This is a genomic window from Nonomuraea sp. JJY05 (genome assembly GCF_043496855.1).
Taxonomy (GTDB): Bacteria; Actinomycetota; Actinomycetes; order Streptosporangiales; family Streptosporangiaceae; genus Nonomuraea.
Window position 1 is genome coordinate 1 of sequence record NZ_JBIEIS010000084.1, and the last position, 26,665, is coordinate 26,665.

The 26,665-nt window shown below is 68.9% G+C and carries 19 protein-coding genes and 4 pseudogenes; 15 read left to right on the forward strand and 8 right to left on the reverse strand.

Translation table 11 applies throughout. The annotated features are described in order from the left end of the window. The first annotated feature begins 227 nt into the window (after positions 1 to 227). Positions 228 to 2,030, forward strand: a complete 1,803-nt coding sequence (locus ACFKCF_RS59685; protein ID WP_394506171.1) for a family 43 glycosylhydrolase — start codon at positions 228 to 230, stop codon at positions 2,028 to 2,030. 89 nt (positions 2,031 to 2,119) lie between these two features. On the opposite strand, the gene ACFKCF_RS59690 is transcribed toward ACFKCF_RS59685, so the two are convergent. Next, a complete protein-coding gene (locus tag ACFKCF_RS59690) occupies positions 2,120 to 2,308 on the reverse strand; it encodes a GH36 C-terminal domain-containing protein (protein WP_394506173.1) in 189 nt (62 codons plus the stop codon). Positions 2,309 to 2,355: 47 nt separating this feature from the next. Then, on the reverse strand, positions 2,356 to 4,728 hold the full coding sequence (locus ACFKCF_RS59695; RefSeq protein ID WP_394506175.1) for a xyloglucanase: 2,373 nt from the start codon (positions 4,726 to 4,728) through the stop codon (positions 2,356 to 2,358). A gap of 159 nt (positions 4,729 to 4,887) precedes the next feature. Between ACFKCF_RS59695 and ACFKCF_RS59700 the strand changes: the two are divergent. Continuing rightward, a pseudogene (locus ACFKCF_RS59700) lies at positions 4,888 to 4,932 on the forward strand (hypothetical protein); the annotation flags it as partial. A gap of 23 nt (positions 4,933 to 4,955) precedes the next feature. On the opposite strand, the gene ACFKCF_RS59705 reads toward ACFKCF_RS59700, so the two are convergent. Together ACFKCF_RS59705 and ACFKCF_RS59710 are read right to left on the reverse strand one after the other, a co-directional pair. Beyond that, entirely contained in the window at positions 4,956 to 5,270 is a 315-nt protein-coding gene (locus tag ACFKCF_RS59705; RefSeq protein ID WP_394506201.1) for a hypothetical protein, read from the reverse strand. Then, entirely contained in the window at positions 5,239 to 7,914 is a 2,676-nt protein-coding gene (locus tag ACFKCF_RS59710; protein WP_394506177.1) for a glycoside hydrolase family 3 C-terminal domain-containing protein, read from the reverse strand. The genes ACFKCF_RS59705 and ACFKCF_RS59710 overlap by 32 nt, the downstream gene beginning before the upstream one ends. A gap of 217 nt (positions 7,915 to 8,131) precedes the next feature. On the opposite strand from ACFKCF_RS59710, the gene ACFKCF_RS59715 reads away from it, so the two are divergent. The 9 genes from ACFKCF_RS59715 to ACFKCF_RS59755 all read left to right on the forward strand — a co-directional run bounded on the left by ACFKCF_RS59715 (position 8,132) and on the right by ACFKCF_RS59755 (position 20,081). Beyond that, positions 8,132 to 9,790 carry an ABC transporter substrate-binding protein gene (locus tag ACFKCF_RS59715; RefSeq protein WP_394506179.1) on the forward strand — a complete coding sequence of 553 codons (1,659 nt, stop codon included), beginning with the start codon at positions 8,132 to 8,134 and terminating at the stop codon, positions 9,788 to 9,790. Then, positions 9,787 to 10,686 (forward strand): ABC transporter permease, encoded by a 900-nt coding sequence (locus ACFKCF_RS59720; RefSeq protein ID WP_394506181.1) that lies wholly within the window; start codon positions 9,787 to 9,789, stop codon positions 10,684 to 10,686. Before ACFKCF_RS59715 ends, ACFKCF_RS59720 begins: the two co-directional genes overlap by 4 nt. Then, positions 10,683 to 11,582 (forward strand): carbohydrate ABC transporter permease, encoded by a 900-nt coding sequence (locus tag ACFKCF_RS59725; protein ID WP_357617019.1) that lies wholly within the window; start codon positions 10,683 to 10,685, stop codon positions 11,580 to 11,582. Before ACFKCF_RS59720 ends, ACFKCF_RS59725 begins: the two co-directional genes overlap by 4 nt. Positions 11,583 to 11,669: 87 nt before the next feature. Next, entirely contained in the window at positions 11,670 to 12,662 is a 993-nt protein-coding gene (locus ACFKCF_RS59730; protein WP_394506182.1) for a LacI family DNA-binding transcriptional regulator, read from the forward strand. A 10-nt stretch (positions 12,663 to 12,672) separates the two neighbouring features. Beyond that, the gene (locus tag ACFKCF_RS59735) at positions 12,673 to 12,996 is read left to right on the forward strand and encodes a hypothetical protein (RefSeq protein WP_394506184.1); all 324 of its coding nucleotides are present in this window, start codon (positions 12,673 to 12,675) and stop codon (positions 12,994 to 12,996) included. Then, entirely contained in the window at positions 12,996 to 14,927 is a 1,932-nt protein-coding gene (locus ACFKCF_RS59740) for a beta-galactosidase (protein WP_394506186.1), read from the forward strand. The genes ACFKCF_RS59735 and ACFKCF_RS59740 overlap by 1 nt, the downstream gene beginning before the upstream one ends. Further along, positions 14,924 to 16,849, forward strand: a complete 1,926-nt coding sequence (locus ACFKCF_RS59745; RefSeq protein WP_394506187.1) for an alpha-galactosidase — start codon at positions 14,924 to 14,926, stop codon at positions 16,847 to 16,849. The genes ACFKCF_RS59740 and ACFKCF_RS59745 overlap by 4 nt, the downstream gene beginning before the upstream one ends. 14 nt (positions 16,850 to 16,863) lie before the next feature. After that, on the forward strand, positions 16,864 to 18,294 hold the full coding sequence (locus tag ACFKCF_RS59750) for a glycoside hydrolase family 43 protein (protein WP_394506189.1): 1,431 nt from the start codon (positions 16,864 to 16,866) through the stop codon (positions 18,292 to 18,294). 92 nt (positions 18,295 to 18,386) lie between these two features. Further along, positions 18,387 to 20,081 carry a cellulase family glycosylhydrolase gene (locus ACFKCF_RS59755; protein WP_394506190.1) on the forward strand — a complete coding sequence of 565 codons (1,695 nt, stop codon included), beginning with the start codon at positions 18,387 to 18,389 and terminating at the stop codon, positions 20,079 to 20,081. Between the two features lie 53 nt (positions 20,082 to 20,134). On the opposite strand, the gene ACFKCF_RS59760 is transcribed toward ACFKCF_RS59755, so the two are convergent. Continuing rightward, a complete protein-coding gene (locus tag ACFKCF_RS59760) occupies positions 20,135 to 22,846 on the reverse strand; it encodes a glycoside hydrolase family 2 TIM barrel-domain containing protein (protein ID WP_394506192.1) in 2,712 nt (903 codons plus the stop codon). Between the two features lie 263 nt (positions 22,847 to 23,109). Here ACFKCF_RS59760 and ACFKCF_RS59765 point away from each other — a divergent pair, with 263 nt between their 5' ends. Further along, the gene (locus ACFKCF_RS59765; protein WP_394506194.1) at positions 23,110 to 24,117 is read left to right on the forward strand and encodes a LacI family DNA-binding transcriptional regulator; all 1,008 of its coding nucleotides are present in this window, start codon (positions 23,110 to 23,112) and stop codon (positions 24,115 to 24,117) included. A gap of 158 nt (positions 24,118 to 24,275) precedes the next feature. On the opposite strand, the pseudogene rpsR reads toward ACFKCF_RS59765, so the two are convergent. Together rpsR and ACFKCF_RS59775 are read right to left on the reverse strand one after the other, a co-directional pair. Continuing rightward, positions 24,276 to 24,515 (reverse strand): annotated as a pseudogene (gene rpsR / locus ACFKCF_RS59770) (30S ribosomal protein S18); the annotation flags it as partial. Between the two features lie 16 nt (positions 24,516 to 24,531). Beyond that, a pseudogene (locus ACFKCF_RS59775) lies at positions 24,532 to 24,870 on the reverse strand (GTP-binding protein); the annotation flags it as partial. A gap of 305 nt (positions 24,871 to 25,175) precedes the next feature. On the opposite strand from ACFKCF_RS59775, the gene rpmG reads away from it, so the two are divergent. From rpmG to ACFKCF_RS59790, 3 genes are all read left to right on the forward strand, one after another. Beyond that, positions 25,176 to 25,352: a 50S ribosomal protein L33 gene (rpmG, locus tag ACFKCF_RS59780; RefSeq protein WP_394506199.1), complete on the forward strand. Its 177-nt coding sequence runs from the start codon at positions 25,176 to 25,178 to the stop codon at positions 25,350 to 25,352. Next, positions 25,352 to 25,699 (forward strand): 30S ribosomal protein S14, encoded by a 348-nt coding sequence (locus ACFKCF_RS59785; RefSeq protein WP_394506195.1) that lies wholly within the window; start codon positions 25,352 to 25,354, stop codon positions 25,697 to 25,699. Before rpmG ends, ACFKCF_RS59785 begins: the two co-directional genes overlap by 1 nt. Positions 25,700 to 25,792: 93 nt before the next feature. After that, positions 25,793 to 26,200 carry a TetR/AcrR family transcriptional regulator C-terminal domain-containing protein gene (locus ACFKCF_RS59790; RefSeq protein ID WP_394506197.1) on the forward strand — a complete coding sequence of 136 codons (408 nt, stop codon included), beginning with the start codon at positions 25,793 to 25,795 and terminating at the stop codon, positions 26,198 to 26,200. A 225-nt stretch (positions 26,201 to 26,425) separates the two neighbouring features. On the opposite strand, the pseudogene ACFKCF_RS59795 reads toward ACFKCF_RS59790, so the two are convergent. Continuing rightward, positions 26,426 to 26,665: pseudogene (locus ACFKCF_RS59795) on the reverse strand (NADPH-dependent FMN reductase); the annotation flags it as partial.

Genomic DNA, 26,665 nt, shown 5'->3' on the forward strand with positions numbered 1-26,665 from the left:
AGCCCAGCTCGTCCCGCAAGCGCAGGATCTCCTTGAGGATGCCGCGCTGGACGACGACGTCGAGGGCGCTCGTCGGCTCGTCCATGATCATGATCTGGGGTTCGAGGAGGAGCGCCATGCCGAGCCCATAGGGTTGTTCACCGATTACACATCGCCCTTCGTCCAAAACCGTCGTCGGATCCAGAGACCATTCATCAACGCCAGACGCTGAACGGCACAGGTACGTCATGGAAGACAGAGTTCTCGTCTACACCCGAGCACCGCTCGACGAGTACACGGACTCGCTGAGCAACAGCATCCACCTCGCGTTGAGCGAAGACGGAGCACCGTTTGAGCCGCTCAACCAGAACTACGGGATCTTGTTTCCCGAAGCCACGGTGAGCGAGCACAACACGATCCTGGAGAAGGGCGCCAAGAACCCCTTCCTGTTCCGCACGAGAGAAGGCGGGTTCGGGCTGGTCGCCGTCCGTGTCGCACCCCGGGGAGCACAGGACGAGGAAAGCCGTGGCTGTGTCCTGGTGTGGACGTCGACCGATCTGACGGAGTTCCGATCCCGAGGGCTCCTTCGGTTGCACGACTCCCTGCATGTCGATGCCGTCGCGTGTCAGTACGACGAGGCGGTCGGCGCGTACGAGTTTCTGTGGCGAGACGCCGACGGAAACATGTACGTGAACCAGGTTGTCGACCTCGCAGGAGGAGGATCAAAGGGGCCTCGGCCGGCATCCCGGTTCCCGCAGGTTGCGGACCCCTGCAACCTGACGGACATCAACCCGGGGAACGTGCTCGCGGTGGAACCGTCAATCGCGCAAGCCGTCCGGGACCGGTGGACGCCCCTGGCGCATACGGAAACCCGCGTGCCCAAGACCGTCGTCGCGTCCTCCCTGTCGGAACTGGCCGCGGTGAAGGCGACAGCCGTCTACTCCGACGGCTCCACGGCCGACAAGTCTGTCGCCTGGGACACCAGTGCAGTGGACTTCGCGGCGCCGGGAACCTACCGAGTCTCCGGCACGGTGCAGACTCCCGTTCACCCCTTCCCATTGGCGCGCGGGTACGCGGACCCGGTGATTCTGCCCTGGAAAGGGAAGTACTACTACATCGCGACCAACGACAACGTGGACGACATCGGCCTCTACGTCCGAGAGTCCGAGACGATCAACGGCTTGTTCGACGCCGGGTTCCGCGAGCAGGTGATCCTCGACGCGGACGAGAGCAAGGGCTTCGTGCAGACCTTCTGGGCCCCTGAGTTCCACCAGATCGGCAACGACCTCTATATCTTGTTCGCTGTCAGCGGCACCGAGTGGGGGCCACAGTGCCACATGATGCGACTCAAGAAGGGTCACGACATCATGCAGGCCGACAGCTGGGAGACCCCCGTACGGGTCCGGAAGGCCGACGGCTCCTACTTGGCCGAGAGTGGCAGCATCACGCTGGACATGACCTACTTCAAGGCTGATGAGAGGTGCTTCCTCGTCTGGTCATTCCGGACAGGTCTGGGCTCGCCGATGGACTCGGGCAGCATGCTCTACATCGCGGAGACGACCGTGGCTGATCCCACTCGTCTCATCAGCGAACCGGTGTTGCTGACGCGCCCGCTGTACGGCTGGGAGAACGTGCAGGGGACGATCAACAACGAAGGCCCGTACCCGTTCCTGACCGACGAGACCGTGTACATCACGTACTCCGGTGGAGCGGCCAGAGGCTACACCTACTCCATCGGGATGCTGAGCATTCCCCGAGGCGGTGACTACCTGGATGCCTCCGCATGGTCCAAGGCGATCACGCCGGTCCTGAACTACCAGTCGGTGGAAGGGCTCTATGGTGCCGGGCACAACTCCCTCTTCACCGACTACGACGGCAACACCTGGATCTGCTACCACGCGGTCGCCTCGCCCGTGGGGCACGATGTGGTCTCGTCCGCGATGCACCGAGTCCACTTCGGCAGGGACGGAGTTCCCGTCTTCAACCTCAGCCCGGCCCGCGACCTGCGAGAGGAACTGACCGACGTTCGCCTCGAAGTGGTGGTGCCCTGATGTCGGAGGACAGGCCCTACCTCGGGCTGACGGCATCGGCGAACGGCCTGGGCGGCACCCGGACCTGGTAGGAGGTCCGGGTGCCGTCGTCACACGACGGCGGTGAGGTGGAAGACCGTGTAGCGGTGGTCGGGGTCGAGCCCGGGCAGCCGCAACCGGTCAGCGAGGGACTCCTCGGGCTGGGCGACCGCCGCGACGGTCCACAGGGCTTGTGATCGATCATGAGCGACGACGCCGCGCACCCGCAACGCGGGGTCGACGTCGTCGGGATGGATCACGGTACCGCTTGGAGGCCGCCCCGCGTCGCGCGGGGCGGCCTGCTTCGTCAGTCGGCGATGTCGCCGTAGATCACGCCGCGTGCTGACAGATAGACGCGGCCAAAGATGTGCGGGTCGCCGGTGATAGCGGATCCGGCCCAGGCCCACTGGTGGTCGTCATCGTTGATGCGCACCCAAGTGGCGCCGCCGTCGGTTGAGCGGAAGATGCCGTCCTGCCCTGCGACCGTGGCCGAGGTGTAGATCGCCGGGTAGCCCCCGCGCTTCGCCTCATGCCGTGAACCGTGCGCGGCCTTGCCGAAGCCGACACCGATCGCCAAGTCGATCGCGCTGATGCGCTCCCAGGTCACGCCGCCGTCTGCGGAGCGCCACAAGCCGGTTGCGACCTCCGCTTTGTCGCTGCGCCCAGCGAGCCAGACGTGGCCCTCGCGGCCTGGGACGACTCTGAAGTCGTCGACGCCTTCGGCGGGCAGGCCAGTCGCTCCGGTGTCGGAGAACGTCGCGCCAGCGTCGGTGCTGCGGTAGAACGTGCCGCCGGCGAAGGCGTACAGGACCGACGGGTTGACACGGTCGGACCGGATCCTGGCCCCTGCCGGGAGTCCGTGGACCGGGTTCCAGGTCGCGCCCAGGTCGGTGCTGTAGACCGGGGTGATGTCGGTGTTGCTGGGGGACCACAGGAGTGCGGCTGCGTCGGCGGTGATCGCGACGACGCCGGAGCCGCCGCCCGGGACGCCTTGGAGCCGGGCTGCGGACTTCCAGGTCTTGCCGCGGTCGGTGGAGACGATGACGTGAGCGTCCACGTCCGCGTTGACTTCGCCGCTGCCGACGATGACGTCCGGGTTGGACTGGGCGTAGTCGAGGCTGCTGCCGGCCCAGCCGGAGCGGATCATCGGCTCGGCCCGGTCGAGGTCGGTGTGGACGAAGCCGCTGACGTCGCCCATGGCGGAGACGAGGGTGCCGCCGAGCGCGGCGATGTCGCGGACCCAGGTCTCTTCGACGCCTTGGGCCCGCACGCCGACGGTGAACCGCTCGATGGGCAGGGCGATCCGCTCGCCGGCCTCGTTATGGCCGATCAGCTCGCCTTGGGTGTCCCACCGCGTCAGCTCCTCGGTGCCCCAGATCATGGCGCCGGTGCCCCACATGATGCGGTCGGAGTTGTGCGGGTCGATCGCGAGGGCCTCGATCATCCACCCGTGCTTGACCGCGTATGCGGGTCCCTGGTCGGTGCCGTTCCACGACAGCCACGGGGCGTTGGTGCTGTCCATGACGAAGCGGTCGGCGCGGTCGGTGCCTTCGGCGTAGTCCCAGCTGAGCTGCCAGGTCTGCCCGGAGTCGGTGGAGCGGTAGAGGATCTCGTCGGGGTACCAGTTGTTGCACGTGGACGCCATGAGCGTGCCGGGGTTCTGGCGGTCGACGGTCACACCGCCGAAGCCGGGGATCGGGCCTTTCGGGTTGTAGGTGGGGGTGATGTCGGTCCATTCGCCGGTCTGGGTCGCCAGCCTCAGGATCTTGCCGCCGCTGCCCGAGGAGGGCGCGCCGTTGTACGGGCCGGGGTCATGGCTGGTGATGATGTACAGGTAGCCGTTTCTGTTATCGACTGCGGACTGCTTGGGGATGGTGCGGTTGCCGTCGCAGTCGCCGAGCGCTGCGGCCGCTCCGGGGACGGGCTGCCAGGTCGCGCCGCCGTCCTTGGACACGTAGAGCGGGTCGTCCGGGTCGGCCACGCCCACGTAGATCTTGCCGCCGATCTGGTCGAAGTCGATCCAGATCACGCCCTGGTTGTCGGCGTGGTAGGGGTCGTTGGGGTTGATGACGAAGTTGCCGGGGTTGGGGAAGTTCGCGACCGCGGACCAGGTGCGGCCGTAGTCGGTCGAGCGCCACAGCCCGTTCCCGCTGGGGGCGCCGAGGTACACGGTCGCGTTGTCGGCCGGGTTGACGGCCAGGCGCTCGCCCATGCCGCGACCGGGCATGTTGCCGCCCTGCTTGAAGGGGAGTTCGGCGATGCCCCAGGTGTCGCCGTAGTCGTCGGAGTAGAGGACGGCGCCGTTGTTGGGGTCCCAGTCGGTGGTGTATGCGCCGACCGCGGCGTAGACGCGGTTGGTCTCGACCGGGTCGGTGGCCATGGAGACCACGTAGTAGTAGCCCCAGTTGTCGCGGCCGACCCAGTCGAGCAGTTGCTTCCAGCTCCGAGAGTCTTCCTGCCACCGGTAGCAGCCGCCGACATCGGTGCGGGCGTAGATCAGGTTCGGCTTGGTCTCGTTGAAGATGATGCCAGGTACGAACCCGCCGCCGTTGACGGCGGCGTTCTTCCAGATGTATGCGTCCTTGGGTTGCCGGCCGGGCTTGGCGAAGGCCGGGACGGGCAGGGCGCCGGCCGCGACCGCGGCCGCGCCGAGGGAGGCGATGAACGTACGTCGCCGCATGATGTTCTCCTTTGCGATGCATACGACAGGTACGAGAGGTAGGTCTTCGACTCGCGCGGCACATGGGCCATCGCCTAGCACGGCCTAGATGAATGGACCTTCACCGATGGACCACGGCCGGGACGCCCTCGCGCTCGCCGGCCGGTCAAGGCGCTGATCGTGCGGATGGTGCGGGCGAACCCGACCTGGGGTCATCGGCGGATCCAGGGCGAGTTGGCCCGTCTGGCCTACACGATCGCAGCCTCTACAGTGAGAGAGATTCTGCACGCGGCGGTATCGATCCGGCGCCCCGTCGGGCTGGGCCGACCCGGCGGCAGTTCCTGACCGCTCAGGCCTTCGTTGGCGCAGGCGGCGGCTTCAGCGGCGCGGACGACCAGGTCGCCGTCTTCGTAGCCGGCCGGCAGGGCGTCGAGGATGCCGCCTTCGGCCTGGTCAGCGGGGATGCGGTCGGCGGCGCAGGTGGCCTTCGCGTCGCTTCCAGGTGATCGTTTCCATGCACGTGACTCCCATTCAGGTGAAGAGGAACGTCGCGAGCCGGACATCGCCCAGCAGCGTGATCCGCAGGTCGTGGACGCCCGCCAGGAGTGAGCCCAGGTCGCCTGCGACGCTCATCCAGGCGTACCGGCCTCCGGTCGGCGGGAGCGGGATCTCCGCCAGCAGCACCTCGCCGGCCCAGACCTCCAGCCGCCCCTCGCCCAGGGCGGCGACCTCGAGTTCGACCCGGACCGCGCCCGTCAGATCGCAGGAGCGGAACAGCAGCGTCGCGGGATGGTCGTGGCGTGCGGGCGCGACCGCGTCTCCGGTGGTACGGTCGGCGTCGACCAGGGTGATGCCCGTGTAGTCGTCGAAGTCCGCGGCCGAGGTGCGCCGGCCGACGACAGCTCGGGGCCGGGGGACGGAACCGTCCAGGGCGATCGTCGTCCCGAGAACCAGCTCACCGGCGGAGCGGCCCACCAGCACTTCGTAGTCGCCGGGGTCCACGGCGAAATCGCCGGTGGCCACGTCCCAATGAGCCAGGTGCTCGGCTGACAGCCGGAAGATGAGTTCGCGGCTCTCGCCGGGAGACAGCGAGACCTTGCGGAAGTCGGCGAGCCGCAGCCGGGGCGCTTCGTAGCGGGCGTTCAACGCGCGGACGTAGAGCTGCGCCACTTCCGATCCCGGCCTGCTCCCGGTGTTCGTCAGCCTCACCGAGACCTCCTCGGAGGAGACCCGCAGGTCGCTGTAGGCGAACTCGGTGTAGGAGAGCCCGTGGCCGAAGGGATACAGCGGGTCGGCCCGGTGGTACTGGTAGGTCCAGCCCGCCTTGATGATGTCGTAGTCCAGGGGATCGGGAAGCTCGCCTCGGTACCACGTCTGCGGCAGCCGCCCGCCCGGGTCGGCCGCGCCGAGCAGGACGGCGGCCAGCGCCCTGCCGGTCTCCTGCCCGCCGTGGGAGGTCCACACCACGGCGGGCAGGTGCTCATCGGCCCAGTCCAGGGCGTAGGGGTAGCTACTCATGACCACGAGCGCGGTCTCGGGGCGGACCTCGGCGACCGCGCGCAGCAGAGCCTCCTGCCCCTCGGGCAGCGCGAGGTCCCGGCGGTCCTCGGTCTCGCGGCCGTTGATCAGCGGGTGATTGCCCAGCACCACGACGGCCACGTCGGCGGCAACGGCGGCGGCGCGGGCCTGGGCCGTACCGTCGTGGAGCAGTTCGCGCTCGTAGCACTCGGCGTCGTCGGCGTGTGAGGCGGTGAAGCGGCCGTCGGCCGCGGCGTAGCGGCCTGTGCGGACGTTGCGGAGCAGCACGCCGCCTGGAGCGGGTTCGAGGTGGAAGGTCTCGTTGACGAACCAGCTCTTGATCACCCCCCGGTCGGCGGCCAGCGAGCCATCCTCCTGGAGGCTGTAGTAGCGGCCGGTGTCGGGATTGCGCAACGTCAGCATCCCGGCGCCCCAGTCGGTGACATCGGCGACCAGTTCGGCACCCGAGCGCGAGCGCAGCGCGATCCGGTCGCAGCCCTCCACGCGGACGACCTCGCCGAGCGCCTCCTCCAGCCCGGAGGCGACGCTGATCTGGTATGGCATGGTGCCGCTGTACCAGTCCTCGAACAGGGTGTCTCCCAGAGGCCCGATGACGGCCACGCGAGGGGTGCCGGCCATGGGCAGCAGGCCGTCGTTCTTGAGCAGCACCACCGACTCGGTCGCGGCGCGCAGGGCCAGAGCCCGGTGCTCGGCGCAGTCGATCACCTCGGGGCCGATGTTCGCATACGGGTCGAGATCGGGGTCGAACTCCCCGAGCCGGAACCGCAGCGAAAGTTGCCGCCGCACGGCGCGGTCGATGTCGTCCTCGTCGATCAGCCCGCGTTCCAGTGCCTCCCGCAGCCGTCCGATCACCACCTCGCTCTCCTCGCCGTGGTCGGTGAAGCTGTCGATGCCGGCCTTGAGCGCGGCGGCGTGGGATTCGGCGTGGTTGTCGAAGTAGTGCTCCAGCTCGACCAGGTTGCAGGGTGCCTCGGCGTCGCTGACCACGAAGAGGTCCGGGTTCAGGCGCCTCAGCTCGGTCTCGATGAGCGGGCTGACGTGGCAGGGACGGCCGTTGACCAGGTTGTAGGCGGCCATCACGCCGGTGGCCAGGCCCGCGGCCACGATCGGCAGGAATGCCGCCAGGTCGTATTCGCGCAGCACCCGGGGGCGCAGGCCGGAGGAGGTGACGCACCGGTCGTCCTCGTTGTTGTAGGCCAGGAAGTGCTTGAGCACCGGCGCGGCGCGCAGGTAGGACGGGTGGTCGCCGGCCAGTCCCCGGCAGTAGGCAGCACCGAGCCGCGCGGTGTGCATCGGGTCCTCGGAGTAGCCCTCCTCGTTGCGTCCCCAGCGCGGGTCGCGCAGCAGGTTCACCACGGGCGCCCACGCCTGCAGGCTGTTGGCGCCGGAGCCGATCGCGGGCGGGCGGTGCCGGTGGAAGGCGCGCAGCTCGACGGAGACGGCCTCGGCGACCAGCCGTACCAGATCCTCATCCCACGTCGCCCCCAGGCCCACCGCCTGTGGAAACACCGTCGCTACACCCAGCCATCCCACGCCGTGCAGGGTTTCGGTGCCGGTGCGGAAGGGGGCCACGCCCAGACGTGGTGTGGCGGGCGCGTACTGATGCAGCATCGCGATTCTTTCGTCGAGCGTTAACCGCCCGAGGAGGTCGTCGACGCGCATGTCCATCGGCAGCATCGAATCGTTGAAAGGAAAGGTATCGCTCACAGGGAAAGCTCACAGGCAGGGAGGTAAAAGAGATCGAAGCGCATCGACGCTGACACATCCGCGAAACGATGTCAACGCTAACAGTATGGAAAGTTTCTCTTAAAGCTTGCCCTTGCGTCTTTCGAAACAGGTCATTAGTCTCGCGGCAACATTGAAGCGCTTCGAAGGGCAACCCCCCATGTTGAACCGCAGAGGCTTCCTCGGCGCAGCCGCGATGACCCCCCTGCTCGTCGCCTGCAGCAGCAACACTCCCCAGTCGGCGCAGAAGGTCGGCACGAACTCCAAGGCCGGGCTCAAGGCCGCGCTCCCCGCCCACGTGCCGAGCACCGCCGTCAAGCCGGACATCGCCTCCGTCGCCGGCTCGGGCGGGGCCATGACCGATCCGGGCTTCCTGAGCTACCCGGCCAACCCGGTCGCCACCGTCACCGGCGTGCCGGGCAAGGGCGGCAGCTACACCGCGATCACCCCGCTCTGGGGCACGGTGCCGCCTGCGAACAACTCCTTCTACCAGGCCATGAACAAGGCCCTGGGCGCCACCCTGACCATGAAGCCCGCCGACGGCAACAACTACAACACCATCGTCACGCCGATGGCGGCGGCCAAGAAGCTGCCCGACTGGATCCAGCTCCCCAGCTGGTGGAACAGCGCCTTCGGCACCGACCGGCTGGTCGGCACCCAGCTCGCCGACCTGACCCCGTACCTGGCCGGTGACAAGGTCAAGAAGTATCCCAACCTCGCCGCCATCCCCACCGGCGCCTGGCAGGCCGGCGTGTGGGGCGACAAGCTCTACGGCATCCCCGGCTCGGCCTACAACTTCTCCGTCGCCGGCGCCATCTTCTACCGGCGCGACATCCTGGAGGCCAAGGGCATCACCGCAGACCAGGTCAAATCCGTGGCCGACTACATGAGCCTGGGCAAGGAGCTGACCGACGCCAAGCGTGGCGTGTGGGCCTTCGGCGACGTCTGGACCTACCTCGCCTTCTCCTGGGACCTGCCGCCCAACTGGAAGGTCGAGGGCGGCAAGCTGCTGCACAAGTACGAGCTGCCGCAGCTGCTGGAGGCGCTCGAATGGCACCACCAGCTGGCCAAGTCGGGCTACGTGCACCCGGACGCGCTGGCCGGCCAGAACGCCAACAGCAACGCCCGCCTCTACTCGGGCAAGGAGCTGATCCAGGGCGGCGGCACCGGCGGCTGGAATCTGGCTGACTACCAGTCGGGGGTCGCGGCCGAGAAGAACTACCGGCGCGGCGCGTTCAACTACATCTCCCACGACGGTCAGAGCCCCGCGCGGATGTTCCTGGGCCCCCCGGCCAGCATCGTGAGCTATCTCAACATCAAGCTGACGCCGCAGCAGATCGAGGAGTGCCTGGCGATCGCCAACTACCTGGCGGCGCCGTACGGCTCGGCGGAGTACCAGCTGATCACCTTCGGGGTGGAGGGCGTCCACTACACGATGAAGGACGGGGTGCCGACGGCCACGGAGGACGGCAAGAAGTTCGTCCAGGCGGCGACCTTCCCCTTCCTCGCCGGACCCACCGGGGTGCTCAGCAACCTCGGAGCCGACCAGGTCACCAAGGACCAGGCCGCCTGGCAGGCCGCCAATGTCAACGCCCTCTACAAGCCGGCGTTCTGGAGCATGAACATCAGCATGCCTCAGCAGATCGCCCTGCTGAACACCTCGCAGGCCATCGACGACGCCATCGTCAGCTGCGTCCGCGGCAAGAAGACGGTCGCCGAGGTCCAGTCGGTCATCGACTCCTGGAAGAAGAGCGGACTCGACCGGCTCAAGGGGTGGATGACCGAGAACGTGCTCAACAAGTACGGCACGGGCCAGTGAAAGAAAAGTTTCTCCGCGACCGATCACTGCTGATCATGGTCGTGCCCGCGGTCGTCCTGCTGCTGATCTTCAACTACGTCCCGATGGTCGGCGTCATCACCGCCTTCCAGTACTACGACCCGCTGATCGGGATCTGGGACAGCGACTGGGCCGGCCTCGACCAGTTCCAGCAGCTTTTCGCCGACTCGCGCTTCTGGGACGCGCTGACCAACACGCTCTACCTGAGCTTCGTCCAGCTCATCCTGTTCTTCCCGATCCCGATCGCGCTGGCGATGCTGCTCAACTCGGTGCTCAGCGAGCGAGTGCGCAACTTCGTCCAGTCCGTGGTCTACCTGCCGCACTTCTTCTCGTGGGTGCTGGTCATCACGATCTTCCAGCAGATGCTGGGCGGAGCGGGCGCGCTCAACCAGTTCCTGCGCTCGCACGACCTCGGTACCTGGGACGTGATGACCGATCCGGACACCTTCGCGCTCCTGGTCACCTTCCAGGGCGTGTGGAAGGAGGCGGGCTGGGGGATCATCGTCTTCCTGGCCGCGCTGGCCGCCATCAACCCCGGCCTGTACGAGGCGGCGGCGGCCGACGGCGCCGGGCCCTGGCGGCGGATGTGGCACATCACCCTGCCTGGCCTGCGTGGCGTGATTGTGCTGATGCTGGTGCTCCGCCTGGGCGGAGCGCTCTCTGTCGGCTTCGAGCAGTTCCTCATCCAGCGCGAGGCCGTCGGCCACGACGCCGCCGAGGTGCTCGACACCTACGCCTTCTACTACGGCATCGCCACGACGAACTACAGCTTCGGCGCGGCGGCCGGGCTCTTCAAGAGCGTGATCTCGCTCCTGCTCATCTGGGGCGCCAACAAGCTGGCGCACTCCTTCGGCGAGGACGGGTTGTACCGGAAATGACGCAACGACCAAGTTGGCAGGAGCCGCCGACCCTGGCCGGCCAGTCGGCCAAGGGCCTCACCCTCGGCGGGGTGCTGCTCATGGTGCTGGTCCCGCTCTGGATCGTCGTGCTGACCAGCCTGTCGACCAAGGGCGCCATCAACCGGGCCGGCGGCCTGGTGATCTGGCCCGACGGCCTCACCTTCGAGGCGTACGAGGAGATGCTGACCGACTCCACCGTCCGCACCGCCCTGCTGGTGAGCTTCGGCATCACTATTGTCGGCACGGCGATCTCGATGGTGGTCTCGATCCTGTGCGCCTACGGCCTGTCGCGGTCGAACTCGTTCGGTCACCGGTTCATCCTGGTGCTGCTGATCATCACGATGTTCGTCAGCGGCGGCCTCATCCCCACCTTCCTGGTGGTGACCGGGCTGGGCGGCTACGGGCAGTGGTGGGCGCTGATCCTGCCCGGCGCGGTCTCGGTCTTCAACATCCTGATCCTGCGTTCCTTCTACTCCAGCACCGCGGCCGAGCTGATCGACGCGGCCCGGATCGACGGCGGCAGCGAGTGGCGGATCCTCTGGTCGATCGTCCTTCCCACCTCGCGGGCGGTGACCGCGGTGATCTCCCTGTTCTACGCGGTCGGCTACTGGAACTCCTTCTTCAACGTCATGCTCTACATGCCGACCGAAAGTGAGAAGTGGCCGCTGCAGTACGTGCTGCTGACCTACGTCAACCGCGGCGTCGGCATGCCCGGCTCGGTCAACTCCGGCTTCGGCATGGAGCACGCGCAGACCGCCCCGCTTTCGCTGCAGATGGCCGTGGTGGTCCTGACCCTGGTGCCCCTCGTGATCGTCTACCCGTTCGTCCAGAAACACTTCCGCACCGGCGTCCTGACCGGCGCCATCAAGGGCTGAGGCATGGCGACCGAGCGCAGCGAGGGTGTCCAATCTACACAGCGACCTGGTCGCCGGCCCGACGGAGGGCTGGCGACCATCGCGGACGTGGCGAAGGCCGCGGGCGTCTCCCCGAGCACGGTCAGCTACACGCTCAGCCGCAAACGCCCCGTATCCGCCGAGACCCGGCGGCGGGTCGAGCAGGCGGTGGCCGCGCTCGGCTATCACCCGAACGCGGGCGCCCGCGCCCTGGCGGGCAGGCGATCGCACATCCTCGCGCTGGCCGTGCCGCTCCGCACCGACGTGTACGTGCCGGTCATGATGGACATCGCCACCTCCGTCGCCGTGGCCGCCCGCAAGCAGGGCTACGACGTCCTGCTGATCACCAACGACGAGGGCCCGGACGGCATCCGCCGGCTGGCCGCGAGCGGCCTGGCAGAGGGCGTCATCCTCATGGACGTCGAACTCGACGACAGGCGCATCCCGACACTGGGAGATCTCCAGGCGGCCCTGATCGGCATGCCTCGCGATCCCCGCGGGCTGTCCTGCGTCGACAACGACTTCCAGGCCGCCGGCGCGCTCTGCGCGGATCACCTGGCCGATCTGGGGCACCGGGAGATCGCCTTCATCGGCTACGCCCCCGGCACCTACCAGCGCCACGCCGGATACGCCGAGCGCACCCTCGCGGGCTTCGCCGCGCGGGCGAAGGAGCGCGGTCTGCGTTTCCTGCACCGCCCGTGCGAGGGAACCTATGAGGGTACGGCAGGCGCGCTCGGCCGCATCCTGTCCGACAGACCCGACACCACCGGCTTCGTCGTGCAGAACGAAGGAGCCATCGGGCCGCTCCTCAGCCTCCTGCGCACCAGCGGACGGACGGTCCCCGAGGACGCCTCGGTGATCGCCCTGTGCCCCGAGCGCCTGGCCGAACAGTACACCCCGGCCCTCACCGCGGTCACCGGCTCGGCGACGGAGCTCGGCCGTATCGCGGTCGAGCAGGTCATTTCCCGGATCTTCGCCTCCCTGCGCGGTGAGCAGCTCGCCAACGAACTCGTGCTGCTCACCCCCACCCTGACCATCCGTGAGAGCACCGGCCCCATCTAGGAGCACCACCATGTACTTTCGCGACCTCGGCGACGCACTGGAATGGCGCGCCAAGGGCGAGACCTTGCGCGTCGAGCCGTGGGGCCCGGACGCCGTCCGGGTCCGGGCCACACCAGGCGGGCCCCTGCTCGACGACCTGCCGGGAGCGCTGCTCGACGCGCCGCCTCCAGGGGCGAAGGCACAGATCAACATCGCCGAGCACCACGCGACCATGGTCAACGGCGCCCTGACCGCCCGCATCGACGCCGACAGCGCGGCGCGGCTCACCCCCGAACTCCCGTATGCCGCCGGGCGGCTCACCTGCCTGCGCGACGACGCTCACCTGGAGGTGTGATGTTGTTCTTCGGCGGCGACTATAACCCCGAGCAGTGGAACGAGGCCGTCTGGAAGGAAGACGACGCGCTGATGCGCCGGGCTCACGTCAACCTGGCGACCGTCGGCGTCTTCTCCTGGGCGCTGCTGGAGCCGGAGGAGGGCCGTTACGATTTCGCCTGGCTGGATGCCCACCTCGACCGGCTGTACGCCAACGGCGTCGCGGTGGACCTGGCCACCCCCACCGCCTCCCCACCGCCGTGGTTCACCCTGGCCCACCCGGACGCTCTCCCGGTCGGGCCAGACGGCACCCGGCTCGTCCACGGCAGCCGCGACACCTACTGCCTGGCCGCCCCCGCCTACCGCACCGCCGCACGGAACATCGCCGCAGCTCTGGCCGAGAGGTACGGCGCGCATCCGGGCGTCGCGATGTGGCACGTACACAACGAGTACACGACGCTCTGCTGGTGTGATCACGCCGCGGCCGCGTTCCGGGAGTGGCTCCAGCAGCGCCACGGCTCGCTGGAGGTGCTCAACGAGGCCTGGGGCACGGAGTTCTGGAGCCAGCGTTACGGCGCCTGGGAGCAGGTGCTGCCGCCGCGGGCCACCCAATGGCACAAGAACCCGGGCCAGCACCTGGACTTCCGGCGCTTCTGGTCGGACACGGTCTTGGCCGCGTACCGGGAGCAGCGCGACGCCATCCGCGCGCACAGCGACCGGCCGGTGACCACCAACATGATGCTTCCCGCCTACCAGAACGTGGACCTGTGGGCCCTGGGCCGGGAGGTCGATCTGGTCGCCATCGACCACTACCCGGACGCGCCCGGCCTGGACGCCGCCGCCGACACCGCCTTCGCCGCCGACCGCGCCCGCTCGTTCGCCGGCGGACGCCCCTGGCTGCTGATGGAACAGGGCACGAACACCGTCTACTCCGGCGGCCGGATCCTGGGCAAAGAGCCCGGGGAGATCCTGCGCCACACCCTCGGCCACATCGCCCGCGGTTCGGAGGGCGCCCTGTTCTTCCAGTGGCGGCAGTCCCGGGCCGGATCCGAGACCTGGCACTCGGCGATGGTCCCGCACGCGGGTGCCGACAGCCGGATCTTCCGCGAGGTCCAGCAGGCCGGCGAGATCGTCGCGCGACTGGGTGAGGTCGCGGGTTCGACGGTCACCGCGAAGGTGGCCGTGCTGCACGACGCGGACGCCTGGTGGGCCATGGAGGTCGACGGCCTGCCCTCGAAGGACCTCGACTACCACGATGCGCTCCGCCGGGCCCATCGCGCGCTGTGGGATGCCGGGATCACGGCCGACTTCGCCCACCCAGAGCATGACCTGAGCCGCTACCGGTTCGTGGTGGCTCCGTCCCTGTTCCTGCTCTCCGACGCCGGGGCGGAGAACCTGCGCGACTACGTCGCCGGCGGTGGGAGGCTGCTCGTCCAGTACTGCAGCGGCGTCGTCGACGACCGCCTCCACGCCCGGCTCGGCGGCTACCCGGCGCTGCCGCTGCGCGAAGCGCTCGGCATCCGGGTCGAGGAACACCGGCCGCTCCGCCGGGACGAGGTGATCGTCCTGTCGGACGGCACGCGGGCCACGGTCTGGAGCGAGTCCCTGCGCGCCGACGGTGAAGCGCTCCTCACCTACACCCACGGCATGCTCGCCGGGAAACCCGCGCTCACCCGGCACCGCTTCGGCGCTGGGGAGAGCTGGTATCTCTCCACGCGGCTCGACGATTCCGGTTACGCCGCCCTGATCACCCAGATCGTCGGCTCCGGGACGCCCGGCCTCGAATCGGTCACCCGGCATGCCCAGGACGGCACGCGGTGGCAGTTCTTCCTCAACCACGACGTCGATCCCGTGAGCCTGCCCGAGCCCGGCCTCGACCTGCTGACGGGAGCCTACGTGTCCGAGCTGCCGGCGGGCGGCTGTGCCGTACTGCGGAAAAGGAGAACACCGTGATCGACGCCCTGCGACTCGAGCTTCTCGAGTCGGGACTGCCTCTCGTCGAGGTGACCGCGACCGGGCACGGCCACCACTGGTCGAGCCATCGGCTCATCGACACCAGCATCGGCGCGCGGATGCTCCGCCGGCGGCAGCATGTCACCGACGACGAGCTCACCGTCGAGCTCCACGACCCGGAGACCGGTCTCGCCGCGGAGGTGCGGTACCGGTCGCCGGACGGCCTGCCCGTGCTCCGCAGCGAGGTGCTTCTCCGCAACGAAGGCGAGCACCCGCTGATCCTGGAGTCGGTCACTTCGCTCGTGGCCGGCGGCTTCCCGGCAGGCGGCGCGGACCTGATGTGGGCCGAGAACGACTGGCTGGCCGAATACCGGTGGCGGCGCAGCCCGCTGCGGCTCACCTCCCCCCAGCTAAGCGATCGGGTCAGGTACGGCAACGGCAAGGACTGCTTCACCCTGGCCGGGCAGGGCGTCTGGTCGAGCTGCGGCCACCTGCCGATGGGCGGCCTGTCCGATCGCGAGAGTGGCCGTACGTGGCTGTGGCAGATCGAGCACAACGGCGGCGGCTGGCGCTGGGAGTGCGGCGAGCGCGAAGGCACGGCCTACGTGGCGCTGTCCGGACCCAGCGACGGCCGGCACGGCTGGCGTCATCGCCTCAACCCCGGCGAAACCTTCCGCACCGTGCCCGTCGCGCTCGCGGTGGGCGAGCACGACGAGGCGTTCGCCGTGCTGACCCGTTACCGCCGTACCATCCGCCGCCCGCACCACGACCACGAGCGGCTGCCGGTCATCTTCAACGACTACATGAACTGCCTGATGGGGGACCCGACCACGGAGAAGCTGCTTCCCCTGATCGACGCGGCGGCGCAGGCCGGGGCGGAGTACTTCGTCATCGACGCGGGCTGGTACGCCGACCTCGACGCGAGCTGGTGGGACACCGTCGGCGCCTGGGAGCCGTCCGCCACGCGCTTCCCCGGAGGCATCGGCGAAGTCCTGGACCGGATCCGGGAGCGCGGCCTGATCCCGGGCCTGTGGCTGGAACCGGAGGTGATCGGCACGCACAGCCCCCTGGCCGAGTCCCTGCCCGACGAGGCGTTCTTCCGCCGCGACGGCATCCGCGTCGTCGAGAACCACCGCCACCACCTGGATCTGCGGCACCCGGCCGCCCGCGCCCACCTCGACGGGGTCGTCGACCGTCTCGTCGGACAGTGGGGCGTCGGCTACCTCAAGCTGGATCACAACATCGATCCCGGCTCCGGCACGAGCAGCCACCTCGGCGAGGCTCCCGCAGCCGGGCTGCTCGGTCACAACCGTGCCCACCTCGACTGGCTCGACGGCGTCCTGGACCGATACCCGCACCTGGTGATCGAGAACTGCGCCTCGGGCGGCATGCGCTCCGACTACGCCCTGCTCTCCCGCTTGCAGCTGCAGTCGACCAGCGACCAGCAGAACCTCCGGCTCTACGCGCCCATCGCCGCCTCCGCTCCCACCGCGGTCCCGCCCGAGCAGGGAGCGGTCTGGGCCTACCCGCAGCCGGAGGACTCCCCGGACGAGGTGGCCTTCACCATGGTCAGCGCCCTCCTCGGGCGGATCCACCTGTCGGGTTTGCTGCCGGAGCTGGATCCCGGCGCCCGTGACCTGGTCCACGAGGCCGTGGCGGTCTACAAGGACATCCGGGCCGATCTGCCGCGGGCCGTGCCCTCGTGGCCGCTCGGCCTCCCTGCCTGGGATGACCCGTGGATCGCGCTGGCCCTGCGCGCCCCGGCGGCCACCTATCTCGCTGTCTGGCGGCGGGGCGGCGAAGAAACGATCCACGTGCCTCGCGCGGAGCTGCTCTATCCCGCCGACAGCAAGGCCCGCCTGACAGAGCACACCTTGACCCTGCCCACCGCCCCATCAGCGGTGCTGCTCCGTCTCCGATGAAAGGACCCCGAGGGGTGTCACACCATCCCATCGTTCCCGGCTTCCACCCCGACCCCAGCATCTGCCGGGTCGGCGATGACTACTACCTTGCCTGCTCCAGCTTCGAGTACTTCCCGGGCATACCGATCTTCCACAGCCGCGATCTCGTGCGGTGGACCCAGCTCGGCAACGCTTTGGAGCGGCCGAGCCAGCTACCCCTCACCACGGAAACCCACTCGTCGGGCGGGGTCTACGCGCCCACGCTCCGCCACCACGACGGCCGGTTCTGGCTGATCGTCACCGTCGTGGCCGCCGGCGGCAACGTGCTGTTCACCGCCACCGACCCGGCCGGGCCCTGGTCCGACCCGATCCCGCTGCCCGGCGTCCACGGCATCGACCCCGACCTGGCCTGGGACGACGACGGTACCTGCTGGGTCACGACCGCCGGAGGCGCGCAGGTGCGCCTGGAACCGCGGACGGGACAGACGCTCGGCGAGCCGCACCAGGTCTGGTCAGGAACGCGCGGGGCGCTCGCGCCGGAAGCGCCGCACCTCTACAAGATCGGCGGTCACTGGTACCTGATGATCGCCGAGGGCGGCACCGAGCGGGGTCACGCCGTCTCGATCGCCCGCGGACCCGCGCCCGACGGACCGTTCGAGCCGTGCCCGGCCAACCCGATCCTGACCCACCGCGGCACCCACCACCCGGTCCAGAACACCGGCCACGCCGATCTCGTCCAGGCCCCTGACGGGGCCTGGTGGATGGTCTTTCTCGGGGTACGGCCTCGCGGGGGCACCCCCGGCTGGCACGTCCTGGGCCGCGAGACCTTCCTCGCCCCGGTGACCTGGGAGGGCGGCTGGCCGGTCGTCGGCGAGATCGTCTCCGGTACTCCGGCGGGACCGTTCATGGACGACTTCGACCTGCCCGGGTTCGACACCTCATGGATCTCGGTGCGCAGCCGCCAAGCCACCACGAAGGAGCGCGCCGGATGGCTCACACTCCACGCTCGCGGCGCCTCGCTTGACGAGCGGGACGTGACCTTCCTCGGCCGCCGCGCGCAGCACCTGCGGTGGCACGCCCGCACCCTGATCGACCCCTCGCAGGGGCGCGGCGGGCTGGCGGTCCGGCTGGACGAGGACCACCACTACGAGATCGAAGCGGGCGAGGGCCGGGTCCGGGTGATCGCGCGCATCGGGTCGGTGCTGACCGTGGTGGCTGAGCAGGTGGTTCCGGCGGGTCCGATGGTGCTCTCCGTCCAGACCGGCGAGCCGCGGCGGCCGGGTGATCCGTGCTCCGGGCCCGACACGCTGGCGTTCGGTATCGAGGGTTTTCCCGCGCTCGCCACGCTTGACGGCCGCTACCTGTCCACAGAGGTGGCGGGCGGCTTCACCGGCCGGGTGGTCGGCATGTACGCCGCGACCGGCGCCGTGCATTTCGACTGGTTTGACTACGAGGGCAGGCCATGAATGGGCGGCGCCGAACCAGGATCCGAAGCTGCTCACCACCGCATCCACCCCACGGCGCAGCAGACGCAGTGGCGACTCATGGAAGGGAAGAAATGAGGAAACCCCCCCTCTCACGCGCGGCGAGCCTCCTCATCGCACTGATCACCGTAGTGGGGCTGGTCAGCAGCCCCACCGCGGCCTCGGCCGACAAGGGCGTCCGCAGCGCGATGGACGTCGTGGCGGCGATGCAGCCCGGCTGGAACCTGGGCAACACGCTGGACGCGTTCCCCGACGAGACCTCATGGGGCAACCCGCCGGCCACCAAGGCCCTGTTCAAAACCATCCGTGCCCAGGGCTTCCGTAGCGTCCGCATCCCCGTCACCTGGACCGACCACCAGTCCGCCACCGCGCCGTACACCATCGACGCGAAATGGATGAACCGGGTGAAGGAGGTCGTCGACCTGGCGCTCGCCTCCGACCTCTACGTCCTGATCAACGTCCACCACGACTCGTGGCAGTGGATCTCCAAGATGCCCACCAACCACGACGAGGTGGTGGCCCGCTTCAACGCCTCGTGGACCCAGATCGCCGGCGCGTTCCGTGACGCGCCGAGCAAGGTGCTCTTCGAGAGCGTCAACGAGCCGCAGTTCGACAACGCCACCGACGAGGCGAAGATGAGCCTCCTCGCCGAGCTCAACCGCTCCTTCCACGCCATCGTCCGCGGCTCGGGCGGCCGCAACGCCGATCGGATCCTCGTCCTGCCCACCGTTCACACCAGCGCGGACCAGAAGTACCTGGACGGACTCTCCAACGAGATCACCGCGCTGAACGACAAGAACCTGGCCGCGACCGTCCACTTCTACGGCTACTGGCCGTTCAGCGTGAACATCGCCGGAGTCACCACCTTCAACGAGGAGACCCAGCAGGACCTGATCGGCTACTTCGACAGGTCGGCCAAGACCTTCGTCGACCGCGGCATCCCGGTGATCCTCGGTGAATACGGCCTGCTCAGCTTCGACGTGGACCCGAACGCCGTCCAGCAGGGCGAGAAACTGAAGTTCTTCGAGCTGCTGGGTCACCAGGCGCGGGTCAACAAGCTCACCACGATGTGGTGGGACAACGGCCAGCACCTCAACCGGCAGACCCTGCGGGAATGGCAGGACCCCGGCCTGTTCGCCCAGATCAAGTCGAGCTTCACCACCCGTTCCGGCACCACGTCCAGTGACTCGATCTTCTTGCCGAAGTCGGGCGCCATCGAGGCCAGGACGCTCACCCTGAACCTGAACGGGACCTCGTTCCGCGGGCTCTGGCACGGCTCCACCAGGCTTCACCCGGGCCGGGACTACACGGTCTCCAGCGACAAGCTCACGCTCACGGCGGAGGCTCTCACCCGGCTGGCAGGCGACCGGTCCCACGGCGTCAACGCGACGATCCAGGCCCGGTTCTCCTCGGGAATCCCGTGGAACATCTATGTGATCAGCTACGACACACCGGTCCTGTCGAACGCGAACGGCACCACGGAGTCGCTGACCATCCCCGCCCAGTTCAACGGTGACCGGGTCGCCACGATGGAGGCCACGTACGCCGACGGCACCAACGCCGCACCCCACGACTGGACGTCCTACAAGGAGTACGGCAGGACCTACTCCCCCGACTACGCAGGCAACTCCATCCGCCTCCTCAAGGACTTCCTCGGCGTCATGCGCGAGGGCACGCCCCTGACACTCACCTTCCACTTCTGGAGTGGCGCCAAGGTCACCTACCAGGTGACCAGGTCCGGCGACACGGTCACCGGCACCGCGTCCTGACTCTTCCGATCCGAGGTCACCGCCCGCGCACGCGCGGGGCGGTGACTCTTTGTTCAGGACGTCGTCGACACGATGAAGGCGAAGTTTGCGGGCCTGACGTCGAGACGGTACCGGGGGAGGACGCCAGGACCGACCGCCCCGGATCCGACCCCGTGGACGACGTGGTCGGTGTGCAGGTAGATCAGCGGCTGGGGGACCAAATCGGTCTGGTGCCGTGCCGCCGCGAGATGCCGGTCGCTCCAGCGCCGGGCGGCGAGGCTGAACAGCGGCTCACCCTCGATGCGGATTCCCGCGCCCGCCAGGTCGGTGATCTCGGCCCACCGCACGTCGGCGCGAGTGCCGTTGTCCTGCGGGCGGACGTACGGGGTCTGCAGCTCGTCGACCGTGGCGTGGAAGCGGCCGATCCGCGCCGCCTGCCGCGAGTCGGGGTACGCCTCGCCGGGCCCGGCGCCGAACCACCGGACCTGCGACCATTCCTCCGGAAGGTGCCACACGAGGCCGAGCCGCGCCAGGGATGGCGCTCTGTGGCGCCGGAGGAGCTCCTCGCGCTCCTCCTCCGGCAGGTCGTGGTCCACCATTTCCTCGGCGAAGGAGAACCTCCGCTCCGGCCAGCAGCCGACCGGCTCGGCGTGCACCCGCAGCCTCAGGCGCTCCCCGTCGCTGTCCCAGCGGTACGTGCTGAGGTAGCCGCAGCCGGAATTGGCCGCCGAACTGCGGACCACGACGGTCATGCCCGCGTCGCCTGCCTCGACGGAGACGGTCCTGTGTAGCAGCCGATCCAGGCCACGGGCCTTCCAGTACTCGGCGTCGCCCTGCCCCCATGAGCGGTCGTTGTCCGTGGGCGCGCGCCACAGTGCCAGCCGCGGGCCGTGCAGCGGTCGGTCGCCCAGGCCGACCAGGGTCCCCGTCCGCCGGTCGAAACGCGCGGGGCCGAGATGGACCTGCTCGGCGGACTGCCTGGCGGCCCGCCGTGCCTCTGCGAGAACAGCAGGAGCGGGCGCGGCAGGCGGGAGCTGGCCCCAGGCCACGACGTGGCCCTTGGGCGCCCAAGCGGTGGATTCCGCCAGTTCGGCCTGGATGGTCACGCCGTCAGGGACGGGGACCTCGACGCGTTCCCCCGGTCCGACGGGCGGCACCGCGAGCTCACCCTGGGGATGGGTGAAACGCAGGTGGGACAGGTCCAGGAAGGCGTAACGGTTGCGGATCGTGACGTGTCCGGGGCGGCCGGGCTCGATGACGACGGGCTCGTTGACCTTCTGGTATTCCAGCATGCCCGGGGACGGTGTGCGGTCGGGGAACATGAGGCCGTCGCAGATGAAGTTCCCATCATGCAGGTCCTCACCGAAGTCGCCGCCGTAGGCGAAGAACTCCCGGCCCTGAGCGTCGGTGGTGCGCAGACCCTGATCGATCCACTCCCACACGAACCCGTCCTGGACCCGCGGGAACTCCTCGCACAGCCGCATGTACTCCGCCAGGCCGCCGGGGCCGTTGCCCATCGCGTGCGCGAACTCCGTGAGGATGAACGGCATGCGGTTGCGCCGGTCATCCGCGGGGTCACCCACCCCCTCGGTGAGCGGGTAGAACAGCTCCCCTGGCCGCAGCGCGCCCTGGCCGATGCGGCGCACGACGGCGGGGGTGCGATACATCTCGCCATAGACGTCGACGTATCGGGCCAGCCGGTCGGCCTCGTAGTGGACCGGCCGCGACGGGTCGCGCTCGTGGATCCAGTCGGCCATGGCCTTGAGGTTGTCCCCGTCGCCCGCCTCGTTGCCGAGCGACCAGATGATGACGCTGGGGTGGTTCTTGTCGCGTTCGACGGTTCGCTGGATGCGGTCCAGGTAGGCCGCGCGCCACCGCGGATCGTCTGAGGGGTTGCCGGTCCAGGGCTCCGGCCGCGGCTGCTCGAACCCGTGCGTCTCCAGGTCACACTCCAGCACGACCCACAGGCCCAGCTCGTCACAGATGTCCAGGAAAGCGGGGTGGGGCGGGTAGTGCGAGGTGCGGACGGCGTTGACGTTGTGCTGCTTCATCAGCTCCACGTCGCGGCGCATCAGCTCCACGCTTACCGCGCGCCCGTGATCGGGGTCGAATTCGTGCCGGTTGACGCCCCGCAGCACGATCCGCCGGCCGTTCACCGTCAGCACGCCGTCCCCGTTGATCTCGACCGTGCGGAAGCCGAACCGCACGCGCACCCGCTCGCTCTGGGTGTCGATGACGGCCTCGTAGAGGAAGGGATCCTCCGCGCTCCAGGGCCGTACCCGGTCGAAGACGAACGTCTGCGTGGCGACGGCGGCCTCCACCCCGAGCAGGGGGATGCCGACCTCGACAGGCCCGTCCGCCGCCACGTCGAATCGCACCCGCCCGCCTCCGTCGGAGTAGTCGGCGTGCACGAAGACGTCCCTGATTCCGCCGACGGGCCGCGCAAGCAGCGCTACGTCCCGGAAGATCCCGGACAGCCGCCAGGTGTCCTGATCCTCCAGATAGGTGCCAGAGGAATACTGGTGGACCCGGACGGCCAGGACGTTGCGGCCCGGGCACAGCGCCTTCGTGGCGTCGAACTCTGTCGACAGGCGGCTGCCCCTGGTCACCCCAAGCTCCACTCCGTTGAGCCAGACCCGCGCGCACGAGTCCACACCCTCGAAGCGGAGCACGGCAGGGGTGTCACCCCACTCTTCGGGCAGCTCGAAGACGCGGCGATAGTCGCCGGTCTGGTTCTCGTCCGGGACGAACGGCGGATCTATCGGGATGGGGTAGGGGATGTTCAAGTAGGCGGGCTTGCCGTACCCGTGGAAGCGAGGACGGCTCGCGGCGCGCGCTTGCCATAACCTGGGGAGAAGTCTTCAAGGTACACGCGCTTTCCTCTTCCGGTGATAAAGTTTCGCGCGAAACCGTAGTATCGAACGCATGTTGCGGCAAGGCACGGAACCGGCTCTACGCTCGGCCTTTGGCAGGCCGGACGGGCTGAGAAAGTTTCCTCGGAGTTGCTCTATAGTTTCCATGGACGCACCATGGCGGCGGAAAGGCGAACGTGACCGACAACCCATCGGGGCCGCCCGCGGTCACCATCGCGTTCATCGCTGAATCCGCGGGCGTCTCGATCCCCACCGTGTCGAAGGTGCTCAACGGCCGCTCGGGCGTCTCGAAGGAGACCCGTACCCGAGTCGAAGATCTGATCAACAAGTACGGCTACCGCCGCCCCTCCGGCAGCCGGGGCAGCACCGTGGAGATCGTCTTCCGTGAGATGGAGGGCACGTGGGCCGTGGAAGTCATCCGCGGGGTCGAACGGGTGGCGCGCCAGAACCGGATCGGCGTCCTGGTGTCGCAGCTGGGCCCCGACTCCTCACCCGCCACCTCCATCGACGAGACGATCGGCCGCCGCCCCGGCTGCGTCCTGTTCGTCTCCGAGATCTCGGCGCCCGAGCAGGCGAAGCTGAAGGCGAAGGACATCCCGTTCGTCGTCATCAACCCGGCCGGCGAGCTGCCGGATGACGTCCCCTTCGTAGGCACCACCAACTGGCGGGGCGGCCACTCGGCCACCCGGCACCTGCTCGACCTGGGGCACCGGCGCATCGCGATGATCAATGGGCCGGACTATCCGTTCTGCCAGGCGCGCATGGCCGGATATTTCTCGGCAATGGCCGAAGCCGACGTCGCCGCAGATTCTTCGCTGGTGGTCCGCACCTTTCTCACGCGCGAGCACGGCTACGCCGCGGCCCTCGAACTGCTCTCCCGCCCTGACCGGCCGACTGCGATCTTCGCCTCCAACGACATGCAGGCGTTCGGGGTCTATCGCGCCGCTCGAGAGCTGGGCTTGTCGATCCCGGGCGAATTGAGCGTGGTGGGCTTCGACGACCTCGTCGTCTCGGACTGGGCCGACCCGCCTCTGACCACGGTCCACCAGCCGTTGTTCGAGATGGCGAGCGCTGCCACCGACCTGGCGCTCACCCTCGGCCGCGGTGAGCCGGTTCGCCAGGTCGGGGTGGAGATCGCCACCGTTCTCACCGTCCGCGAGAGTGCGGCACCGCCGAGGAGCTGAACTCGTAACGCGACCCCGGCCGTCGCCCGCCCATGACAGCGGGGACGCAGGGGTCCATGCCCATGGAGTCGGTTCAGAAATCCGGGCAGAGTAGCCGTCGAGCTGGAGAAAGTGGATCGGCTGACCGGCACGCAGTTCGAACACCTGGTGAGACGTAGGGGAGCAGGGGCCATCTCGCGGGCGTTCTTGACGGCCCTGGCGATCAGGCGCTGCTGCTGCACCGTGACGCCGGTGACCCGGCGGTTGCGGATCTTGCCCCGATCGGAGATGAACTTGCGCAGCAGGGCAGGGAGCGAACAGGTCGTCGTAGCGGCCCCAGGCGTCCTGTCCGGCCGGTTCCTCCTCCTCGGTGAACAGGCAGGAGTCGAGGAGCGTACGGAAGCGGGCGGCGTCGAGATCGGGGCCCGTGAAGACCAGGTGCTGGACGCGGTCGCGGCGCTCGGGGTGCCAGTCCAGAGCGGCGGCCAGACAGCGGGCCGGGGAGACCAGGTCCCAGGCGGCTTGGGGCAGCGCGGCCAGCCAGGGGCCCGCGTCCTCGACCGAGACGATGCCGGCGACGGCGTCCCAGGCCAGCAGCGCGTCTGGGTGGTTGGCCAGCCAGAAGCGGGCGCGCGAGCGTACCGACACGGTCACCAGCTCGTCCACGGCCTCGAACAGGCGGGCCGGGTGCAGCGGTCGGTGGCTGCGCCACACGGCGGTGACGATGTCGTCGGTCTGGCGGTCGCCGGGCAGCTGGGCGGTGGCGGGGTCCACGCGTTCGGCCAGTTCGCCGGCGCATACCCGGGCACCGGTGACCGGGGGCAGGGCCTCGACGGTGTGGACCGGGGTGAAGGGGGCGAGGTGGGTGAGTACCGCGCGGACAGCTCCCGGTCGTCCTCGTCTCCGCCATGCAGCACCAGGGCGGTCGGGTACTCGAGCTGCCGGGCCAGCACCTCGGCCAGGTAACGCTGGTCACCGGCGGCTGCCGGCCTGCCGACCTCGCTGAGGCGTTCGCCGCGGGTGATGTCATCTGGCAAGGCCGCGGCGTCCAGCGCGGTGAGCACGGCGGCGAGCGCCCCGTGATCAAGCTCAGATCGACGGCGGGCACCGGCTACACCTACGTGACCCGGAAGAACCGCCGGAACACCCCCGACAGGCTCACGCTGCGCAAGTACGACCCGACCCTCCGCCGGCACGCGCTCTACACCGGACGCAGCCGCGTCCTGGACACCGCCGGTCGCGTCGAGAAGGTCTGATGGCCAAGAAGAGCAAGATCGCCGCGAACGAGCGGCGCAAGACCGTGGTCCAGCGCTACGCCGCGCGACGGGCCGAGCTGAAGGAGATCATCCGCACCGGCACACCCCAGGAGCGCGCGGAAGCGTTCCGGGCGCCCTTACGCGAGCAGGAGGGGGGCCAGCACCGGGCCGAAGGCACCGCCGAGCTAATAGCACAGGGTGAACAGGCTTACGGTGGTAGTCCGGTCCTCGTGCGGCACGACTTCGCCGACACGGGCCGCGTACCAGGCCATCGCCGCAGTGGCGGCGAACACCGCGAACGCCATGGACGCCGCGATGACCGCCGGCCACGGCGCGGCCAGTGGTAGGGCGACACCCGCGATCAGCAGGACGGCTCGGACAAGGGCGGGATCAAACCGTGAGGTGCATCGGGTGAACAACAGTGAGGCGATGGAGCCGTCATGGATCGACATCTGCACAAGATCGTGGATCTGGAGCGGGATCTGATCGTCTTCTCCCTCGACCGGGTCGCCGCGGTCACCGCCTTCCCCGACCACTTCGCCCTGGTGCGGGCCATCGAGGCTGAGGTAGGCCACATCCCGCGGCCGATTCTCGAGGCGTGGGTCGCGGCCGGTCCGCAGACCGGGCATCTGCGGCTGGCGCCGTACCTGCGCCGGATCGCCGAGCGCGGCCTGCTACAGATTGACGACGCCGACGTTGCCGCCGCCCACCTCACCCTGCTGACCGTCACCGACGTGAACCAGCAAACTTTCTACGGCGCCATCCCGCTTCCCCAGGAGGAAGTCATCCGGCTCGTCACCGCAGGCGTGCGGGCTTTCCTTCGCAGCTATACGGCCTCCGCCGCGTAGTCACCAACACAGTTCTCGGTGACACCCCAGGTTGCTGTTTGTCAGCGTCCAGTCTTTGGCAGGTCGGCGATCCAGGCGACGGTCAGTCCGCAGCTGGATCTGACAGACCTGCCGGCATCGGGACGATGAGAAGCCTGCATGTGGCCTGACAACAGCAACCTGTTGGGCGTTCGTGTGGGCAAGGGTCAGCCACGCATGTGAGGAGGCTCGGAGTGGCCGGGGTTCCTACGCGGCCCCCGATGTGCCTCTCGCCTGCCATGTGTGGCGCAGTGTCTTCAAGGCGCCGCCCCAGGCGAGGAGCTCGTCCAGCATCGCGGTGACCGCATCGGCGTGGTGGGCCGTCGGGGTGAGGACTTGGAAGTTCTCGAAGTCCGTGGCCAGGGACAGCGCGACCTGGGTGCGTACGTCGGCGACGTGCAGTTCGCCCATGATCAGGCGCAGGTGTTCCACGGCTCGGACACCTCC

Excerpts from the sequence above, each read along its gene's own strand:
- ACFKCF_RS59685 (WP_394506171.1), top strand. The coding sequence starts at position 228 with ATGGAAGACAGAGTTCTCGTCTACACCCGAGCACCGCTCGACGAGTAC.
- ACFKCF_RS59695 (WP_394506175.1), bottom strand. The coding sequence starts at position 4,728 with ATGCGGCGACGTACGTTCATCGCCTCCCTCGGCGCGGCCGCGGTCGCG.
- ACFKCF_RS59705 (WP_394506201.1), bottom strand. The coding sequence starts at position 5,270 with ATGTCCGGCTCGCGACGTTCCTCTTCACCTGAATGGGAGTCACGTGCA.
- ACFKCF_RS59710 (WP_394506177.1), bottom strand. The coding sequence starts at position 7,914 with ATGGACATGCGCGTCGACGACCTCCTCGGGCGGTTAACGCTCGACGAA.
- ACFKCF_RS59715 (WP_394506179.1), top strand. The coding sequence starts at position 8,132 with ATGTTGAACCGCAGAGGCTTCCTCGGCGCAGCCGCGATGACCCCCCTG.
- ACFKCF_RS59725 (WP_357617019.1), top strand. The coding sequence starts at position 10,683 with ATGACGCAACGACCAAGTTGGCAGGAGCCGCCGACCCTGGCCGGCCAG.
- ACFKCF_RS59735 (WP_394506184.1), top strand. The coding sequence starts at position 12,673 with ATGTACTTTCGCGACCTCGGCGACGCACTGGAATGGCGCGCCAAGGGC.
- ACFKCF_RS59740 (WP_394506186.1), top strand. The coding sequence starts at position 12,996 with ATGTTGTTCTTCGGCGGCGACTATAACCCCGAGCAGTGGAACGAGGCC.
- ACFKCF_RS59755 (WP_394506190.1), top strand. The coding sequence starts at position 18,387 with ATGAGGAAACCCCCCCTCTCACGCGCGGCGAGCCTCCTCATCGCACTG.
- ACFKCF_RS59785 (WP_394506195.1), top strand. The coding sequence starts at position 25,352 with ATGGCCAAGAAGAGCAAGATCGCCGCGAACGAGCGGCGCAAGACCGTG.
- ACFKCF_RS59790 (WP_394506197.1), top strand. The coding sequence starts at position 25,793 with ATGGATCGACATCTGCACAAGATCGTGGATCTGGAGCGGGATCTGATC.